Annotated in this window: 14 protein-coding genes and 1 tRNA gene; 7 read left to right on the forward strand and 8 right to left on the reverse strand. The window is 61.8% G+C overall.

All coding sequences use genetic code 11. The features are described 5' to 3' along the window. The first annotated feature begins 207 nt into the window (after positions 1–207). Positions 208–846, forward strand: a complete 639-nt coding sequence (locus tag ACWFSR_RS08215) for a PadR family transcriptional regulator (protein WP_197109864.1) — start codon at positions 208–210, stop codon at positions 844–846. A 50-nt stretch (positions 847–896) separates the two neighbouring features. Here ACWFSR_RS08215 and ACWFSR_RS08220 read toward each other — a convergent pair whose 3' ends face one another. From ACWFSR_RS08220 to aceA, 3 genes are all read right to left on the reverse strand, one after another. After that, the gene (locus ACWFSR_RS08220; RefSeq protein ID WP_447522153.1) at positions 897–2579 is read right to left on the reverse strand and encodes a bifunctional 3'-5' exonuclease/DNA polymerase; all 1683 of its coding nucleotides are present in this window, start codon (positions 2577–2579) and stop codon (positions 897–899) included. Positions 2580–2704: 125 nt separating this feature from the next. Then, positions 2705–4324, reverse strand: coding sequence for a malate synthase A (gene aceB, locus ACWFSR_RS08225; RefSeq protein ID WP_447522154.1), 1620 nt, complete (start codon positions 4322–4324; stop codon positions 2705–2707). A gap of 80 nt (positions 4325–4404) precedes the next feature. Beyond that, positions 4405–5706, reverse strand: a complete 1302-nt coding sequence (aceA, locus tag ACWFSR_RS08230) for an isocitrate lyase (protein WP_197109862.1) — start codon at positions 5704–5706, stop codon at positions 4405–4407. 142 nt (positions 5707–5848) lie between these two features. On the opposite strand from aceA, the gene ACWFSR_RS08235 reads away from it, so the two are divergent. After that, positions 5849–7318, forward strand: a complete 1470-nt coding sequence (locus ACWFSR_RS08235; RefSeq protein ID WP_447522155.1) for a helix-turn-helix domain-containing protein — start codon at positions 5849–5851, stop codon at positions 7316–7318. A 56-nt stretch (positions 7319–7374) separates the two neighbouring features. On the opposite strand, the gene ACWFSR_RS08240 is transcribed toward ACWFSR_RS08235, so the two are convergent. Both ACWFSR_RS08240 and ACWFSR_RS08245 read right to left on the reverse strand, forming a co-directional pair. Then, on the reverse strand, positions 7375–8202 hold the full coding sequence (locus tag ACWFSR_RS08240; RefSeq protein ID WP_197124318.1) for a DUF1684 domain-containing protein: 828 nt from the start codon (positions 8200–8202) through the stop codon (positions 7375–7377). Between the two features lie 113 nt (positions 8203–8315). Next, positions 8316–9674: a CoA transferase gene (locus ACWFSR_RS08245; RefSeq protein WP_447522156.1), complete on the reverse strand. Its 1359-nt coding sequence runs from the start codon at positions 9672–9674 to the stop codon at positions 8316–8318. Between the two features lie 34 nt (positions 9675–9708). On the opposite strand from ACWFSR_RS08245, the gene ACWFSR_RS08250 reads away from it, so the two are divergent. Then, a complete protein-coding gene (locus ACWFSR_RS08250; protein WP_197105791.1) occupies positions 9709–9897 on the forward strand; it encodes a PLDc N-terminal domain-containing protein in 189 nt (62 codons plus the stop codon). Positions 9898–10038: 141 nt separating this feature from the next. On the opposite strand, the gene ACWFSR_RS08255 is transcribed toward ACWFSR_RS08250, so the two are convergent. Continuing rightward, positions 10039–10164, reverse strand: coding sequence for a hypothetical protein (locus ACWFSR_RS08255; RefSeq protein WP_255528456.1), 126 nt, complete (start codon positions 10162–10164; stop codon positions 10039–10041). Positions 10165–10386: 222 nt separating this feature from the next. Here ACWFSR_RS08255 and ACWFSR_RS08260 point away from each other — a divergent pair, with 222 nt between their 5' ends. The 3 genes from ACWFSR_RS08260 (at position 10387) to ACWFSR_RS08270 (ending at position 12613) form a co-directional block, all read left to right on the forward strand. Continuing rightward, positions 10387–11049: a Pr6Pr family membrane protein gene (locus ACWFSR_RS08260; protein WP_447522157.1), complete on the forward strand. Its 663-nt coding sequence runs from the start codon at positions 10387–10389 to the stop codon at positions 11047–11049. A 66-nt stretch (positions 11050–11115) separates the two neighbouring features. Beyond that, the gene (locus tag ACWFSR_RS08265) at positions 11116–11793 is read left to right on the forward strand and encodes a haloacid dehalogenase type II (protein ID WP_447522158.1); all 678 of its coding nucleotides are present in this window, start codon (positions 11116–11118) and stop codon (positions 11791–11793) included. 175 nt (positions 11794–11968) lie between these two features. After that, on the forward strand, positions 11969–12613 hold the full coding sequence (locus tag ACWFSR_RS08270; protein ID WP_197105794.1) for a hypothetical protein: 645 nt from the start codon (positions 11969–11971) through the stop codon (positions 12611–12613). Positions 12614–12730: 117 nt separating this feature from the next. Here the strand turns inward: ACWFSR_RS08270 and ACWFSR_RS08275 are convergent. Both ACWFSR_RS08275 and ACWFSR_RS08280 read right to left on the reverse strand, forming a co-directional pair. Continuing rightward, a tRNA-Ile gene (locus ACWFSR_RS08275) sits at positions 12731–12804 on the reverse strand. A gap of 112 nt (positions 12805–12916) precedes the next feature. Beyond that, positions 12917–13177, reverse strand: a complete 261-nt coding sequence (locus ACWFSR_RS08280; RefSeq protein WP_197109855.1) for a hypothetical protein — start codon at positions 13175–13177, stop codon at positions 12917–12919. Between the two features lie 131 nt (positions 13178–13308). Here ACWFSR_RS08280 and ACWFSR_RS08285 point away from each other — a divergent pair, with 131 nt between their 5' ends. After that, complete coding sequence (locus tag ACWFSR_RS08285) at positions 13309–13851, forward strand: Dps family protein (RefSeq protein ID WP_197105796.1); 543 nt, start codon at positions 13309–13311, stop codon at positions 13849–13851. The last annotated feature ends 43 nt before the right edge of the window (positions 13852–13894 follow it).

Below are 13894 nucleotides of genomic sequence, written 5' to 3' on the forward strand. Positions count from 1 at the left end.
CATACGGCGCGGGCGTGGACGTTCTGTCAGGAAATCTGCCGTGTTGGGCTCTGTTAATCCATCCTGAAATATCGGCCCCGATACCACAATGGCGGCGCTACTTCGGCTCGAAGAAACCGACACACCGGGCAGTAGCGGCCGAGCATCCACCCCGTCGCTATGGTCAATTACTACATACTCAGTATCGACTTACCCGGAAGGTCTGGCATGTCAATCCGCCACAGTTTGCTCTCAATCTTGGCGCAGGGCCCCTGCTACGGCTATCAGTTGCGTTCCGAATTCGACCGGCGAACCGGATCAACTTGGCCGCTCAATGTTGGGCAGATTTACAACACGCTCGACCGACTCGTGCGGGATGGCCTCGTGACGAAGACAAGCGCACCCGTTGACTCGGGACCTGATGCTACGCAACAGACCTACTACACGATTACGGACGCGGGGAAGGCCGAAGCCGAGCACTGGCTCAACAGCCCCGTCGACAGCTACTCCGTCAGTCGCGATGAACTCGCCATCAAACTCGCTATCGCCGTCACACTGCCCGGCGTTGACGCGCACACCGTGATCGAGCACCAGCGTCAGGCAACACGGGGCGCCATCGACGCTCTCTCCCTCACCGTTGAGGTACGGGAAGACGCTCTAGATGCCAGCCAATTTGCTGAGCAACTCGTCACCGATTCACTCTTCGCCCACGCCCAGGCCGAATTGCGCTGGCTTGACCACGTTGAGGCGGCACTGACGACCGCCCAATCACGTGGCCTCGTTGAAGCGTTTCCCCTGAACCTCACCAAGCCCAAACGGGGTCGCCCGGCGACGGCTGCCCCGGCGAACGAAGCGGCAATCGCCTAACCGATCCGAACGATGCTTCCCGCTAGATTTTCGCGGCTCCGTGCGCGCCGCTATTTGGCGTGATCGTAGCGATCGACGATAGCGGTCGTGAGCGGGAATGTGACGGGGATGTCGCCGAAAATGAGGCGCCCAGCATCCGCCGCCGCTGCGGTCACGTGCTCGGCGACGCTGCCTGCCAGCTCGGCCGGAGCGTGCACCACGACCTCATCGTGCAGGAAAAACACGAGATGTGGTGCGTCGGTAAGCCAGGCGTTATCCGAAAGCTGACTGAGTCGATTGCGGATGCTCGCCATCCAGCAGAGCGCCCACTCTGCAGCGGTTCCCTGCACGATAAAGTTTCGCGTAAAGCGGCCCCACGACCGCCCCCGTTCTTGCGAGGCAGCTCGTTGCGCCGGAGACTGAGAGTCGTCATACGCTGCGGCATGTTTCCCCGGAGGTGAACTGCGGCCAAGTTGCGTGCTCACGACTTCGCCTCGCTCACCGGCTCGAGCTGCCTGCTCGACGAGAGCAATCGCCTGCGGGTAGGCCCGAGCGAGCCGCGGCATCAGTCGGCCGCTCTCCCCCGAGGTGGCACCATACATTGCGCCGAGCATCGCGAGTTTGGCGTGGGCGCGGGTGTCGACAGCTCCACTCGCCACGATGCCTTCGTAGAGATCACCGGATGCTCCGGCTGCGACCATTCCGCGGTCACCGGCCATTGCCGCGAGGATGCGAGGCTCTAGCTGAGACGCATCCGCGACGACAAACTTCCACCCCGGATCGGCCCTGACCGCCCCGCGAATGAGATGCGGCAGCTGCAGGGCCCCACCGCCGCTGGTCGCCCAACGGCCGGTCACGACACCGCCGGGAACATAGTCGGGACGAAAGCGCCCGTCGACAACCCACGAGTCGAGCCACGACCATCCATTGGCCGTCATGAGACGTTGCAGCTTCTTGAACTCGAGAAGCGGTGCGATCACCGGATGCTTCAACTGTGTGAGCTCCCACGACCGGGTCGTGGTCGCCTGAATGCCTGCGACGCTCAACGCCCTCAGGAGTTCAGCGGGAGATTCCGGCGCCAATCGTGGCGAGTCGAGCCTGAGGCGGATCTCGTCGACGAGCGCTTGAAGCTTTGCTGGCCGCTCGCCGTCTACGCTCGGTCGCGGTCCAAGCATCTCGGTGAGAATTTCATCGTGGGCTTGGGCACTCCACGGGAGCCCAGCGAATCGCATCTCGGCGGCGATGAGCGCACCCGCCGACTCTGCCGAAAGAAGCCGTTGCAGCCGCCCGGTCTCGCGCGACGTTGCTACCGCATCGAGCTGACGAAGAAATTCGGCCAGAACATCGAGCTCGCCATCAGCTACCTTCTGAGCATCATCGTCGAAGTCGAACAGTGTTGAATGCTGCGGCCTGAGCGGATCCACGGGGGCCGCATGCCCAGCCTGAGCGAGGGCGTCCCAGCTGCCGGCTCGGGCCCGTGCCAGCGTGGATTCCCGGGTGAACACCGAATTGCGCAGAATGGCGTGACACAACCGCAGGTCGAAACAGCGATTGACGCGCACGCGAGCCTCGAGCAGCGACGGATACCACGCCGCCGTGTCATGCCACACCCACCGAGTGTCAGGCTCCGCAGCTTGCGTCTGCGCGACAAACGCCGCCAGATTCTCGACAGCGAGTTCGCCAACAACCGCTCCCGCAGCATCCACGCGTGTGGCGGTGAGGGTGCGGCCGCTAGTCGCGAGCACGAGGTACACGTGACTAGTCTGCCGTGCTGCGCCGACAGCGGCCGCTTATCTGCTCGCGCGAGTCACGGGCTAGCCGCGCTTTCGTGATCCTCATTGATCAGCCGAAAGCATCGCGCGGCTAGCCCATGGGCGCGTCAGGCGGCGTTCTCGCGAGGCTGTTCTACGAGGTAGCTGCTGTAGGCGCTGAGGGTGAGGAAGGTGGGGAACTCCTCTTCCAGCGTTACTTCGCGGAAGACCGCAGCGGCCTCATCGAAACGATCGCCTGGTGTGCGCTCGATCGTGGCGAACACGTGGGCGAGCTCCTCCTCGATGCTGCGGTGTGTGATGGGAGTGCCCTCCGCCGTCACCACGTGCTGGTGCATCCACTGCCAAAGTTGGCTGCGGCTGATCTCAGCGGTCGCGGCGTCCTCCATCAGGTTGTCGATCGCAGCGGCGCCGACTCCGCGGAGCCAGCTCTCGATGTAGCGCAGCGCAATGGAGACGTTGGAACGCACTCCGGCATCCGTCACTGCACCGTCGATGCGCAGGTCGAGCAGGTCCTCCGCCGTCACATGAACATCGTCGCGCAGGCGATCAACCTGGTTGGGGCGCTCCCCCAATACCGCGTCGAACTCGGCGCGGGCGGTGGGGATGAGATCCGGATGCGCGACCCAGGTGCCATCGAAGCCATCGGTGGCCTCGCGGCGCTTGTCGCGCGTCACAGCGTCGAGGGCACGAGCGGTCACTTCAGGGTCTCGACGGTTCGGAATGAACGCGCTCATGCCGCCGATGGCATGTGCTCCCCGCTTGTGGCAGGTCGCAACGAGCAGCTCGGTATAGGCCCGCATGAACGGCACCGTCATCGTGATGGCGGAACGGTCAGGGAGCACAAAGCTCGCCCCACGACCGCGGAAGTTCTTGATGATCGAGAAGATGTAATCCCAGCGACCAGCATTGAGGCCAGCGCAGTGTTCGCGCAGCTCGTACAGGATCTCTTCCATCTCGAACGCCGCAGGAATCGTCTCGATCAGCACCGTCGCGCGAATCGTGCCGTGGGGAATGTTCAGAGCGTTCTCGGCGAACGTGAACACGTCATCCCACAGGCGCGCTTCAAGGTGATTCTCGATTTTCGCGATGTAAAAGTACGGGCCACTGCCGCGCTCGATGAGTTCGTGCGCGTTATGGAATATGTAGAGCCCGAAGTCAACGAGCGAACCGGATGCCGGCGTACGCAACCCTGCCCGGTCGGTGTACCGGAGGTGCTTTTCTACCAGGTGCCACCCGCGCGGTCGCATCACGATTGTTGGCGTCTCCTCGCCGAGAGCATAGGTCTTGCCCTCGGGAGAAGTGAAGTCGATCTGACGACGGATCGCGTCGTGCAAATTGATTTGCCCACCGATGACGTTGTGCCACGTCGGGCTTGTCGCGTCTTCCTGATCGGCAAGCCATACCTTCGCACCCGAGTTCATGGCGTTGACGGTCATCTTGCGATCGGTCGGCCCGGTGATCTCAACCCGCCGGTCATCGAGTCCAGGACCTGCGCCGGCAACACGCCAGCTGTCGTCCTCGCGAATCGCCGCGGTCTCGGGCAAGAAGCGCAAGTTGCGTCCGTTGGTGATGTGCTTGCGCGACTCCATGCGAGCCGCGAGGCGGTCATGGCGGCGACCAGCGAACTGGTCGTGCAGCCGCGTAAGGAAATGCAGTGCATCCGGAGTGAGGATGTCGTCGAATCGTTCCTCCGATTCAGCGATCGGTTCCATTCTGCGAGTAGTCATGATCTGTCCTTAGAAAATTGTGTAGTCGAGGGGTGGTGTTGCCGGTTTAGGGGCGGTGCCGGCTTAGTGGCAGTGCCGGTTTAATGAAATTGCGCCGTTTCGGTGCTGCCGACGAGGGCGAGGGTTTCGCTCGTGGGGTTGAGGGCCGTCGCGATGCGATCGAAGTACCCTGTTCCGACCTCGCGCTGGTGGCGCGTTGCCGTGTAGCCGTCTGCTTCAGACGCGAACTCTGCCTCTTGCAGTTCCACATACGCACTCATGTGACGCTCGCTGTAGCCCCTAGCCAGGGTGTACATCGAGTGGTTGAGGGCGTGGAACCCGGCAAGGGTGATGAACTGGAAGGCGTACCCCATAGCAGCCAACTCGCGCTGGAAGCTCGCGATCTGGTCGTCGTCGAGGTGACGCTTCCAGTTGAACGATGGCGAGCAGTTGTAGGCGAGCTTCTTGCCAGGGAACTCCTTGTGGATGCTTTCCGCAAAGGTGCGCGCCAGCTCTAGATCGGGCTTCGCACTCTCCACCCAGAGCAGGTCTGCATAGGGCGCGTAGGCGTGGCCGCGACTGAGGACCGTTTCGATGCCCGGAGTGGTGCGGTAGAAGCCGTCACTGGTGCGCTCCCCCGTCAAGAATGGCTTGTCGCGGTCATCCACATCGTTGGTGATGAGGTCAGCAGCAAGAGAGTCGGTGCGAGCAATGATGATGCTCGAGACACCCGCAACATCGGCCGCGAGTCGAGCCGCGTTGAGAGTGCGAACGTGCTGCGCGGTCGGAATGAGAACCTTTCCGCCCATGTGGCCACACTTCTTCTCTGACGCGAGCTGGTCTTCCCAGTGCACGCCGGCCGCTCCGGCTTCGATCATGGATGACATGAGCTCGTAGGAGTTCAGGGGCCCGCCAAAGCCGGCTTCCGCATCGGCAACGATCGGTGCCATCCAATCGATCCGGGGAGCGCCGTCCTCGGCGGTCTCGATCTGGTCGGCCCGCATCAGCGCGTTGTTGATGCGGCGCACAACGGCCGGAACGCTGTTGGCCGGGTAGAGGCTCTGGTCGGGGTAGGTCTGGCCGGAGAGGTTGGCGTCGGCGGCAACCTGCCAACCGCTGAGGTAGATCGCTTCGAGCCCGGCGCGCACTTGCTGCACGGCCTGGTTGCCGGTGAGCGCTCCCAGCGCGGCGACCCATTCGGTGTTATCGCGCTGCAGGAGGTTCCAGAGGTTCTCGGCGCCGCGACGAGCAAGCGTGCGGTCTTCCCGAACACTTCCGCGGAGGGCGATGACGTCTTCGGCGCTGAAATCGCGTTCGATTCCGTTCCAGCGCGCATCCGTCTTCCACTCGGTTTCGAGTTCGGCTGCGGTCTGGTTTTGGTCGCCGGGGCGGTTGTTCGTCATTGCTGGCTCCTTCGTCAGTGGTTCATCGGTACTTCGTTTCTTCGACTCTGGTGCCGCTGCACTAGTTCTTCACCACGATTTATTGCAGAATTATCATGATTCTTCTGTTTTTCGACAGAAGGCCATCAAGGAGGATGTTCGGATGACCCCACGCACGCGTACGCAGGCAGACGATGAGGACATGTTCGATTCCCTCACCGTTGGCCGCCGCATCCGTCAACTCCGCACCGATCGCGGTCTCACCCTCGATGACCTCGGTGCCGCGCTCGAGCGTGCGGCCTCTCAGGTCTCCGTTATCGAGAACGGCAAGCGAGAGCTCAAACTTAGTGAGCTGCAGAAAATCGCCCGCTTCTTTGAGGTGTCGGTGGATGAACTGCTGAGCTCAGAGCCACCGTCACGGCGTGCTGCCCTCGAGATAGCTCTCGAACGCGCGCAGCGCGGTCCGCTCTACAACTCGCTCGCGCTGCCCGAGCTGCCGGTGCGCAAGACCCTCAGCGATGAGGCAATCGAAACCGTGCTCGGATTGCACGACGAATTGCAGCGCCTTCACCGCGAACGTGCGGCAACGCCCGAGGAAGCCCGCCGCGCCAACACCGAACTGCGGCGCATGATGCGCAAGCGCAACAACTACTTTGGTGAACTTGAACTAACCGCTCGTGAGCTGTTGGACGCTGTTGGCCACACGGGCGGACCGCTCTCTCAGCGGGTCGCCTCCGACCTTGCCTCGCACCTCGGGTTTTCGCTGCACTACGTGCCCGACCTGCCCGCGACGACGCGCAGCGTCACGGATTTGCGCAACGGCCGCATCTATCTGCCCGTCGCGCAGGCTGAGGGCACAGACCCGCGCTCGACGTTGCTGCAGGCACTTGCGGGGCATGTGTTGGGCATCCGGGAGCCTGCTGACTATTCAGAGTTTCTCTACCAGCGAGTGGAGACAAACTATCTCGCTGCCGCCCTCATGGTGCCCGAGAAGACAGCGGTCGAGTTTCTCACTGCGGCGAAGGCGCAGCGCGAGCTCTCGGTGGAGGATCTGCGGGATGCTTTTGCCGTGCCCTACGAGACGGCGGCCCACCGCTTCACCAACCTGGCGACCGAACATTTGGGCGTTCCGGTGCACTTCTTGAAGGTGCACGAGGGTGGCACGATTTCGAAGGCCTACGAGAACGACAGCGCTGCGTTTCCGACGGATGCGCTTGGCGCGATCGAGGGACAAATCGTGTGCCGGCAGTGGAGCGCGCGCCAAGTCTTTGACGTCGAGGACCGCTTCAGCCCGTACCACCAGTACACCGACAAGCCAGGCGGCACTTACTGGTGCACGTCGCGCATCCAGTCGGGTCGCCGCGGTGATTTCTCGGTGAGCCTGGGCACGCCGTTCGCGTCAGCAAAGTGGTTCCGTGGGCGCGACACCACGAATCGTGCCGTGTCGACGTGTCCAGATGAGGGATGCTGCCGCAGCGCACCCGAGAACCTGTCGTCCCGCTGGGCGCAACATTCGATCCCGAGCGCGCGGCTCAACAGTTCACTGCTCGCGGCAATGCCCACCGGAATGTATCCCGGGGTTGACACCACCGAAGTATTTGAATTCTTGGAGTCGCACTCGCCGCGCCTGTAGTTGTTCGGCGGCCAGGCCAGGCCGTGCGATCCCCCTGCCCAACCGCCCAGAACCAGCTACTCGTGCAGCAGCGAGCCGTCCTTCTTCAGTACGTTCTTTTCGCCAGCGTCAATGGCGACCGCGAAACGGTTCTGCTTCGGAGGCATGGGGCAGTTGAAGTTGTAGCTGAAAGCGCAGGGCGGCAGGATCGCGAGGTTGAAGTCGAGAACGATCGTTCCGTCGGGGTTGGGCGCAACGAAGAGGAAACGGCCAACGCTGTAGGTGTCAACTCCGCTCGTGGCATCTGCGAAGACGAGTTGAAGGGCGCGACCCGACTTGAACGCGGCGAGGCTGTAGTCAACGCCATCCTTCGTGAAGGAAATGTCACCGGGAATCGGCTGCTCACGCTCTTGACCGTTGTCTTTGATGTGCTCGAAACCAAGCGTTGTGCCCTCGGGGTTGGGCGTGAAGGTGGCCTTGATGACCCAGTCCGGGTTGTAGGCGTAGGCATCAATCGTGCCGAACTCTTGAATGGCGGGCGAGTTGGTGTCCCAGACGCGCAGCGCGTGGTTGCCCTCAGGAGCCTTGATGACGAAACCCGTGACGGTCTCGCCAAAGACGATGGCGCTCGGGTTCTCGTGGCTCTTGCTGCGCACAACGGCGCTGCCCTCAACAAGCGTGCCGTCGACAACAATGTTGTCTTCTGCGGTGGCGGTGACCGTGAGGCCATCCTCGTGCGGAGCCCACGTGCCGGGCACACCCCAAATGGTCTGCTCGGCGTCGACCCACTGCGTGTTGGTCAGCGCAAGGTTGCCATTCTGCTGCACGACCGCCTGGTCGCGACGTTCGCGAAAAGTTGCGAGCTTAGCTTCGGGCGTGAGCGTGGGTGCAGCAGTGTCAGTCATAAGTCCATCCTTGTTGAAGTCCATCATGCCAACCACCGCCGACACGGGATTATTTCAGGAAAACCAGATCGATCCCACTGAAGAAACGCATCACGCGAGCCGACAACACCACATCACGAGAGCCATGCTGCTTCGCTCGAACCCCACGCAACAGCGGGAGCGTTGAAGCGTCCAGGGCCGCCCGCGTAGGCCGGTGCTGGCACCGCACTGGTCACTCCGTCGTGAGTTGTCACCGTCGGCGTGAAGCCAGCGGATGCCGTTGGCGCGTGCCGCGGACGACGCTGCTGCACGAGTTCGGTAGCCAGTCGCGCAAGCGACACCTCCACGAGCCACGAATGACCCACATCGATGCGGCGACGCACCGCCGTCGTGATGCCGGCAGCAAGCAGATAACCGGACGCATGATCCAGAGCCTGCGCCGGCAGGGCGCCCGGCGTTCCCTTGCCTTCACCCTCCGCCAACGCGATTCCCGTCGCCGCCTGCACGATGCTGTCGAAGCCGCGGCGTTCAGCCAGCGGTCCGACCGTTCCCCACGCGCTGAGGCGGGCCACGATAATTCCTGGACGGCGCTCGGCGAGAGCCGCGGGCGAAAGTCCGAACTTATCTAAAGAACCGGGGCGGTAGGCGGTGAGTACGACATCCGCGGTCTCAAGCAGTTTCTCGAACGTTGCTCGGTCGGTGTCGTCGTCGAGGTCGAGCAGGGCTGAGCGTTTGCCTGCGCCGGTGTCGAGGTGCTGCCACGGGATTTCGGGATGCCGCGGGCTGTCGATGCGCAGAACGTCGGCGCCCCACAGCGCCAAGGTTCGTGCCGCGACGGGCCCGGCAATCACGCGAGTGAGGTCGAGCACGCGCAGGCCTGCCAGCGGCGCATCGACGGTTGTCTCGGTGAGCTGGGCAGATTCGGTATCACCGAGCGAGGTCAGCTCGACAACGGGCAGTCCGGCCAACGCTTGGGCTTGCGGATGCTCGGCCCACTCCTCTGCGGTGCGCACGACGGTCGCGACTCCCCCGGCGGCGACAACTTTCTCTTCAACGTCAGCCGCGGCCATGGGATGGAGGGCGAGCATGAACTCGTCGGCGCCTGTCTCGGAGGGAAGTTCGAGAGCGCTCAGCAGCGCTGCGCGATGATGTGGATAGTTGGCGTGGGTGCGAACCCAACCGTCGCTGCAGGGCCAAAAGCCAGAGAGCTCAGCCCACGCCGCTACCGGTTCGCCATCCTGCCGAAAGTGTTTGTCGCTCGTGACGGCAGTCGCCACTTTGAGCGGATTGAGTTCGACGGAAGGCACCGCGCATCCGACCCTCCGCGCCGCCAGCAGCGACGCAGAAAACGACGCCGTAGCCATGGCGTCATGAACGAAGCGGCCAGAGGGCAGCACTCCTGTCAGGGGCACAGCTGTGCCTTGGTCGCGCACTAACGCGAGGGCGGCGGCATCTTCCCCAAGGGATTGCCACGCTGCATCCAGCAAACTCATAACTTGATAGTGCCACGCCCGATAGATTTAGACCATGGAACCTATTAGCTTCAGTTTTGGCATCGTCGGCCTGATCATCTTCATCATCACCGTCGTTTCGATCGCCAAGAGCAACAATCACGGTGTGCTCGGCAAGTTCGTGTGGATCTTGGTCGCCTTCTTCCTGTCGATCTTCGGCTCAATCCTGTGGCTGATCTTTGGTCGCGGCAAGGTGCGCAACTAGCCACTCCGAGCGATCGGTAAGGGTGCGTGGCGGCGGAGGCGCACTGAAGGGACACGGGATTTCCGTGCCTGCGACTGCGCGCCGCCACGCTGAACTCATCAGGCTTGAGTGTGGAACCTGACGAGTTCGGTTGGTGGGCCGTTAGCGGCCCTTACGCGGCTTGATGAAGCCGGTGTCTTCGAGCTTGGCCCGCTTGTGTGCCCGCTTGTCTTTGATAGACAGCTTGGCTTCCTTTTTGGTGCTTCCTCTAGGCGATTTTCCAGCCATGATTATTCCGCTTCCCCTTGTCTCAGTTGGCGTGATCATCTCGACCATAGCCCATTCCTCAGAGGAAAGCACTTACCGTCTGACCGGCTTTTTTATCCGCTCAGAGAAGTGCGCTGTACCTCGTCGCGGCACGCTGATTTCACCCCGCAGTGTGCCTCATCCGCGGCCGGCGATTCGCTCCGCTATAGTCATGCACATACTTGCTTTAGTTCGAGGGGAACTATGACCTACGCCGCCAAACTCGCCACACCCGAAACCCGAAACGGCACCGTTATCGTCGCCGTATTGCGCTTAGCGATTGCTGCTCTCGTCACCGCCGCGGTAATCGCAACGGTTGCCGAGGCAGCAGGTCGCACCGTGATTAACCCGTTCAACATGTTCGGGTATTTCACCATTCAGTCCAACATCATCCTTGCGGTCGTGTACGCGGTCATCGCGGTTGTTGCCCTGCGCGGCGAGGCTGCTTCGCCGGCCCTGAATATCGCGCGCGCTTCGGTGACGACCTACATCATCATCGTCGGTGTCGTGTATGCGACGCTGCTCGCACCGTTGGGTGCAGCCGGTGGCGTTCCGGTCGCCTGGGCAAACGCGGCACTGCACATCATCACGCCCATATATGCCTTGGCCGATTGGATTCTCTTCTCCGACCGCGGCCGCATCGCTTTCAGTCGTCTGTGGATTGTGTTGATTTACCCGATTGTCTGGGTCATCGTTGTGCTCGTGCGCGGCGCAACGGACGGCTGGGTGCCCTATCCCTTCTTGCACCCCGACACCGGCTACGGCAGCGTTTTCTTCTACGTCGGCCTCATTGTCGTCGTCATGCTCGCTTTTGGCTCGCTTGTGTTCTGGATCTCAGGAAAGCGTTCGCTGCTGCGCGTACCGTAGAGCTCAGTGCTCGAGGTTGCCTCCGCATTCCCGCGGCGGCGATCGGGCACAGAAAGCCGGTGTGAGATGACAAACAAGCCTGTCACGATCTTCTTCGACGTCAACGAGACTCTGTCTGATCTTTCGCCCGTTGGGGATGCATTCGAGGCTATCGGCGCCGGACGTGGAGTGTCCGCTACCTGGTTCAACACGGTACTGCGGGACGGCTTCGCCCTCACCTCAACCGGCAGTCAGGCACGTTTTCTTGAAATCGCACGGACTAATGCGCGCGACATCCTGCGCGGACTTCCGCTCACCCGCTCATTAGAGAGCTCTGTGGATGCCGTACTCGACGCCTTCTCCACAGTTCAGCTTCACGACGACGTTGCGCCCGGCATCCGCGCTCTCCACGCTGCTGGGCACCGACTCTTTACGCTCTCCAATGGCCCCGCCAGCACCGCGGAGCGGCTATTGCGCGAAGCAGGGTTGTCAGATCTAGTCGATGGCACCCTGTCCGTAGAAGAACACGCGCCGTGGAAACCGGCGCGTGGCGCTTACGAGGATGCGCTCACCCGCACCAACGCCCATGCTCACGGAGCGGCATACCTCGTGGCGGTCCATCCGTGGGACATCCACGGAGCCGCAGAAGCTGGACTCTCGACGGCGTGGGTGAACCGAGGAGACTCGCTGTATCCGCCCCATTTCCGCGCACCAACAGAAACGGTTCTGAGCATTAGCGAGCTAGCCGAGCAGCTCGACGGCTGACGTGCCGTTAGCGAGTTCGCGCATTCGTGAGTTCGCAATAACTGATTTTTCCTTGTAACCTTCAAAAACAAGCAATATTCATTGTTGCAATGTGAACCTGCAGCTCGGGGGAAACGCACGCGTGCGTTCGAGCGCCAGTGCCGTCGACCGCAACGCGGTGGGGAAGAGATCTCAGTTGATATCAGCACGTAAACGCAGCGCCTTCGCTTGGGCAATTATTGCCGGGCTCACACTCTCTGGATGCGCGGTCACAGCCAGCGAAGAAGTACCGGAAGCCGCCGCGCCCTCAGTCGAGCCAACGGAGGAGACCACCGAGGAGTCGACCGGCACCGCTTCTGGCGATGTCGCAGCCCCCGGATCAACCGTGAAGCTCGGTGAGTGGGCATCCTACGACTATGCAGGAATTGATGACGCGACGGCAGTAATCGCTGCACGTCTCGTGAGCATCGAGCCAGCAACAGCTGCGCAGACGGATTACCTCGTCAAGCAGATTTCCCAGCTCAAGGGATACAACGTGTGGTTCCTGTCTGTTGAGCAGCAGAAGGTATCCGGTGATTCGATCGCTTTCGACGCCGATTACACGGGGTTCTCCCCCGTTGACGCCAACAGCGAGAAGATTCAAGACGTCACCGTCATCGGTTGGGACGACTGCACAACTCAGTCGTTCACGAAAGAATTCGACACCGATGGCGCCACCATTGAACAGTGCTTCATCGCCGCAACAGTCGAGGGCGGAAACGACGTTGCCGGCGTGATCTATGCCGAGTATGACTCCGTGTATGCCTACTACGACGGAAAACCTCTGTCGTTCCTCAAGTAGACACGACATGATCGAAAGGGCCTCATTCGGAAGCGGATGGGGCCCTTCTCGTGTGAGCCACCGTGAGCACCCCGGGGCGGAGGGCGCGTCAGAAGCGATTGGCGTGAACGCGAAATGTAGGGCGGATGGGACTTGAACCCATGACCGACGGATTATGAGTCCGCTGCTCTAACCAGCTGAGCTACCGCCCCGTGCCCGCACGAGTGCGAGCGCGTATCTACGTTACCGGCAAAATCAGCGAGTCAACACACGCCACAGCACAGAGCAGAGACCAGTGCTGGACTAGAAATCTCCGCGCCCGATCTAGCGATCGGATGAAGCAACATTCGCGTTCGCGTTGGGGCGGGAACTACCCACGTGGATCGAGATGCCCATCGCTACGGCGATGCTCAATAGCAGGGCTATGAGTCCCGTAAATACGGCAACGTAGTAGGTACCCGGGTCCGGAACTACGCCCATCTGCGGTTCCATGTAATGCCAGATCGTGGCGCCTGCATTGAGCCCGAGCACAACGATGAATGCCGGCACGAGCCAAGCGAATACCAACAGAAATCTCATCGCCACAGCGCTCTCCCTCACATCGGACGGTAAATCCGAGCCTAAGTCACGAGTCGCGCCCGAGCTAGTCTCACACGCTCAGCTTCCTCCCAAGCAACACCAAGCCAGCGCTAAACCGACGCTCGTACGGTTGCACCATGACTGATTCACAGAAAGCGCAGACCACAAGTCCGGCCAAATCTGGGGCTCGCAAAACCCGCCAGCAGAATGCTGAGCGAGGCTTCACTGCGTCCAAGGGGCTGGCGGATCGTCTTCAGCAGGTTCTTGTAGAACTGCTCGAACTTCAGCTCCAGGGCAAGCAGGCCCACTGGAACGTCGTCGGTAAGAACTTCCGCGACACCCACCTCGTTCTTGATGAGATCATTGACGCCGCTCGCGGCTTCAGCGACACCATTGCCGAACGGATGCGCGCACTGCACGCCACACCGGATGGCCGCAGCGACACCGTTGCCGCTACCACCACACTCCCCGAGTTTCCCGCTGGTGAAGTAGACACCACGCACACCATCGACCTGCTGACGGAACGCCTCGAAGGCACCATCGCGACTATCCGCGAAGTGCACGATCCTATTGACGAAGAGGACCCCACGAGCGCGGATCTGCTGCACGGCATCCTCGAAACACTCGAACAGTACGCCTGGATGGTGTCGGCCGAAAACCGCACTCCCGCAAAGAAGTAGGCTCCACGCCTACAATCACGAGCCGATTGCTGTGGCTCCCACG

It is taken from the genome of Salinibacterium sp. NYA9b (assembly GCF_976973725.1).

Coding starts and splice junctions, on each gene's coding strand:
- ACWFSR_RS08255 (WP_255528456.1), bottom strand. CDS start 10,164: ATGGCTGGAAAATCGCCTAGAGGAAGCACCAAAAAGGAAGCCAAGCTG.
- aceB (WP_447522154.1), bottom strand. CDS start 4,324: ATGACTACTCGCAGAATGGAACCGATCGCTGAATCGGAGGAACGATTC.
- ACWFSR_RS08215 (WP_197109864.1), top strand. CDS start 208: ATGTCAATCCGCCACAGTTTGCTCTCAATCTTGGCGCAGGGCCCCTGC.
- aceA (WP_197109862.1), bottom strand. CDS start 5,706: ATGACGAACAACCGCCCCGGCGACCAAAACCAGACCGCAGCCGAACTC.
- ACWFSR_RS08285 (WP_197105796.1), top strand. CDS start 13,309: ATGACTGATTCACAGAAAGCGCAGACCACAAGTCCGGCCAAATCTGGG.
- ACWFSR_RS08240 (WP_197124318.1), bottom strand. CDS start 8,202: ATGACTGACACTGCTGCACCCACGCTCACGCCCGAAGCTAAGCTCGCA.
- ACWFSR_RS08260 (WP_447522157.1), top strand. CDS start 10,387: ATGACCTACGCCGCCAAACTCGCCACACCCGAAACCCGAAACGGCACC.
- ACWFSR_RS08250 (WP_197105791.1), top strand. CDS start 9,709: ATGGAACCTATTAGCTTCAGTTTTGGCATCGTCGGCCTGATCATCTTC.
- ACWFSR_RS08245 (WP_447522156.1), bottom strand. CDS start 9,674: ATGAGTTTGCTGGATGCAGCGTGGCAATCCCTTGGGGAAGATGCCGCC.
- ACWFSR_RS08235 (WP_447522155.1), top strand. CDS start 5,849: ATGACCCCACGCACGCGTACGCAGGCAGACGATGAGGACATGTTCGAT.
- ACWFSR_RS08265 (WP_447522158.1), top strand. CDS start 11,116: ATGACAAACAAGCCTGTCACGATCTTCTTCGACGTCAACGAGACTCTG.